Origin of the sequence: Shewanella sp. SM101, assembly GCF_025654465.1 — a bacterium.
Taxonomy (GTDB): domain Bacteria; phylum Pseudomonadota; class Gammaproteobacteria; order Enterobacterales; family Shewanellaceae; genus Shewanella; species Shewanella oncorhynchi.
Map to the genome: position 1 here is coordinate 1 of NZ_JAKKRH010000101.1, position 3230 is coordinate 3230.

General features: G+C 44.0%; 4 protein-coding genes and 3 pseudogenes. 2 read left to right on the forward strand and 5 right to left on the reverse strand.

The window, feature by feature from the left end; translation table 11 throughout:
* Positions 1-208, forward strand: a pseudogene (locus L5M38_RS23860) (IS3 family transposase); the annotation flags it as partial.
* 39 nt (positions 209-247) lie between these two features.
* Here the strand turns inward: L5M38_RS23860 and L5M38_RS23865 are convergent.
* The 5 genes and pseudogenes from L5M38_RS23865 to L5M38_RS23885 all read right to left on the reverse strand — a co-directional run.
* Positions 248-352 (reverse strand): annotated as a pseudogene (locus L5M38_RS23865) (peptide-methionine (R)-S-oxide reductase); the annotation flags it as partial.
* Positions 353-588: 236 nt separating this feature from the next.
* On the reverse strand, positions 589-1104 hold the full coding sequence (locus tag L5M38_RS23870; RefSeq protein ID WP_011711654.1) for a YkgB family protein: 516 nt from the start codon (positions 1102-1104) through the stop codon (positions 589-591).
* Between the two features lie 137 nt (positions 1105-1241).
* Positions 1242-1697: a carboxymuconolactone decarboxylase family protein gene (locus L5M38_RS23875; protein ID WP_263180519.1), complete on the reverse strand. Its 456-nt coding sequence runs from the start codon at positions 1695-1697 to the stop codon at positions 1242-1244.
* 157 nt (positions 1698-1854) lie between these two features.
* Complete coding sequence (locus L5M38_RS23880) at positions 1855-2016, reverse strand: peptide-methionine (S)-S-oxide reductase (protein ID WP_223290059.1); 162 nt, start codon at positions 2014-2016, stop codon at positions 1855-1857.
* A 297-nt stretch (positions 2017-2313) separates the two neighbouring features.
* Positions 2314-2922 carry a DUF2913 family protein gene (locus tag L5M38_RS23885; RefSeq protein WP_263180520.1) on the reverse strand — a complete coding sequence of 203 codons (609 nt, stop codon included), beginning with the start codon at positions 2920-2922 and terminating at the stop codon, positions 2314-2316.
* Between the two features lie 83 nt (positions 2923-3005).
* Between L5M38_RS23885 and L5M38_RS23890 the strand changes: the two are divergent.
* Positions 3006-3230, forward strand: a pseudogene (locus L5M38_RS23890) (IS66 family insertion sequence element accessory protein TnpB); the annotation flags it as partial.

A 3230-nucleotide genomic window follows, 5' to 3' on the forward strand; every position in this document is an offset into this window, starting at 1 on the left:
ACACAGCCAGCTAAATTTTGTCTCACCAGGGCAACGTCATGCACTGCAAGATGGCGCTATTTTAGCGAAGCGCAAGAAAGTGCTTGAGGCGGCGAAGGAAAGAAAACCGATGCGTTGGTCTACAGAGATCAGAAATTGTGAAGCGGTTGGCGCTGTAACACTCAACCCAGATAAGGCACCAGAAGAAGGCGTAATAAATGCAGCTTAATATTTAAACAAAGAGTGACAACTATCTTGAAAAACACCGCAATTCACCAGTCCCTGGACGCTCTGTACCATTTTCTTGCGTCACCCGATACTGCTCCTTAGTCAGAGCAGAAATCGCATTCATAGATTTTTGATAGGTATTCATAAATGTCCTCTTATAGAGTAGAGCCATGTGCCTTTCAGATTATAAGAGACCTTCTGTTTACAGAATTTATTTCACTTAGGCCGTTAACCCGAAAAAATGATCTGATCCAGTAGTTCTGTACACCGCGCTAAGTGAGTAAAATCACATAACGAGGTGCCTATGACAGCTAAAAAGAACTGCAAGACCTATACCGCAGAATTTAAGGCCCTCTAACTTATAGTTGTTTCGGATGCGGCTTATTTGTTTTTGTGCTCCAGTGCTGTAAGTGATGTGCCTACGATAAATATAGACACGACAAACAAGCCTAAATCTTTTAGCAAAAACTGGCCAGGAACCACAGAGATCGCAGGAAACCCAAGAGATGCCTCAAAAACACCGGGTGTAGTCAGCATGAACGACAATGTCGTAAAAAAGAGTCCGGTTGAAAGTACACCGCCCAAGATTGCGAGCTTAGGGGAGAAAACTCGTGCTGCGATTAACAGGCCAACTGAAATTTCAAGCACACCCAGAAAATTTGAGAATCCTTGAATGCTGAGGAAACTATACATCCATGAAAGCAGAGGGCTATTACTAACAAAACCATGTATACCGTTTGCTTCGTAGCTAGTGAATTTCATACCACCAAACCACAAATATATTATCGTCATGGCAACGTAGATGCCACCTATACCAAACTTAGTGACTTTTGCACCGAGATTATTACTAAGGATATTGGTAGTCTGGACACCATTTTCAATTTCGGGAATAGTCATCTTATATCTCCAATTATTTTTAGCCATGTGGACTCACTCTATGTAGCCCACTAAAATGATATGACTCTTGAGAAAAACTATATGTTTACTCGAGTCGAACCTAACTTAGGTAATTGCTGTAGTTGAGCACCAATGGATTAGACATCAATGCCTAGTGGTTGAACGGCCGGGAAGTCGACCTCGGTCTGTGTCACTTCGTTAACGTAGTTAGTGAAAGTGTTCAGGGCAACAGCCAACAGAATATCCACTACATGTGCATCACTGTAGCCAGCGTTCAGCACCGCTTGGACCTGGTCATTGCTGACTTGCCCGCGCTGGCGGACTACGGCGGCAGCAAAACGCACGGCTGCGTCGGCCTTAGGGTCATTTGATGCACCGCTGCGGTTGGCAGTGAGTTCAGCATCATCAAGCTTGGCCACCTTACGGCCTAGGAAGGAATGGGCAGCAAGGCAATAATCGCAGCCGTTGATCTCAGCGACGGCTAGGGCAATACGCTCAAGAGTCGCTGTACCCAAGCCGCCCTGTGCTGATGCTGCGCTCAATTGCAGGTAGCCAGTCAGCGCAGCAGGGCTGTTGGCAACGACGCGGAACATGTTAGGAACGCGGCCCAGTTGTTTTTCCACAGCCTTGAGTGAGGTATGGGTAGCAGTAGGCGCGGCGTCGATTGTGGTAGGGGTGTTCAAACGTGACATAAATTTCTCCTAGTGATTTGAAAGACAGCACGCTGTATTGGCGTGGAATAAATTGTATTTAAGAAGGTTCTGCTTGATAATCCGTTGCTATCAGACAGCTCATCTTCACGTCTTGCGCAGTCGCCATTTCAGTGCCACTACACACCTTCGTTGACGTCACGCCGTCCTGATTTCTAAGGAGGTCTTCGAGACTCCAAAAACACCCTCCGGCAACGATCACATTATTTATTTTTCATAAAGCCTCCTTGGTTTTTATCTATTTACTAATGGAACTGAATTTACAGCATGTAAAATAGATATAACATGCTCAATAGTTCGTATAATGTGACTTATTAGACAGTTTACGTAGGGGCTATGTATGGATGCAGACTTTGGATATCAGATTAAAAGAGTTGTGAAATTAAGGGTTCACGAAAAACTGCAAATATAGGGCAAATCAGATTGTCTATACCCATAATTTAGAGCGCCCGAGCATCAGGAACTCACTGAAAGCAGACGTTTCTGAAAATAAACTTTGCTATGAGTTGCTTGATTCATCCACTGGCGTTGACCATCGTGCTATTTCAATAATATACAGCGTGGCTGAATCAGCCTTAACCACACGATCATCAAGCCGATAAACAGTGCTCCCTTCAAATGCCGCGCAAAAGGCTTCCAAGGCGTCAATTGACGAATAACGGTAGACTAGCTCTATAGGTCGTGTTTGCTGGCCGTCACTATCAAAACTAGCTTCAATATTGGCTCTATTTAGCCTTAGCTCGCATTCTTTAATGTCACTGGTGTAGGGATGCTCATTTGTTAGAAAGCTCATTGATAGTTGCTTTTCATCAATGATGTCCACAATCCAACTTACTAAGTCCATAACACGATTAAGCTGAGCCGGTGTGCCACCAATTGCAGCCAACATTTTGTTAATGCAAGCCTCCATATCGCCGCCTTTCCTGCCGACACGCAGCAAATCTTTAAGATGGTTTTTTATGTCCTTAAAGTCTTTATTCGTTGCATAAGGTTTAAGCTGTTTAGTGATGATAGCGTTGCGCTGATGCACCGGCACAAATCGACTTGATTCAGCAACAGTCATGTACAAGTGAAGTTGCGTATTGCTAAAAACAGAATGTAATTGCATGGTATGCGTCTAGCGAAGTACACCTAGCATCGATGTTCTGATTGTCTAAAAATACCTGYTCAATGATAAATTTGGAGCAGGTGATGAAAACATACAGAACAACTACTCAGTGGCAGATGCTACTTCAACAACGCGGCTCGTTTAGTGGCACTAATATCGAATTTTGCCAACACCATAATGTCTCTATCACCACTTACTATAAACAGCGCGCTTTACTGGCTGAGTATCAGCCTAATTCAACCTTGCCAGTGCAAACAACGAACCCCACATCATCACGTTTTATTCAGTTAAAACAAACCACCACTGAA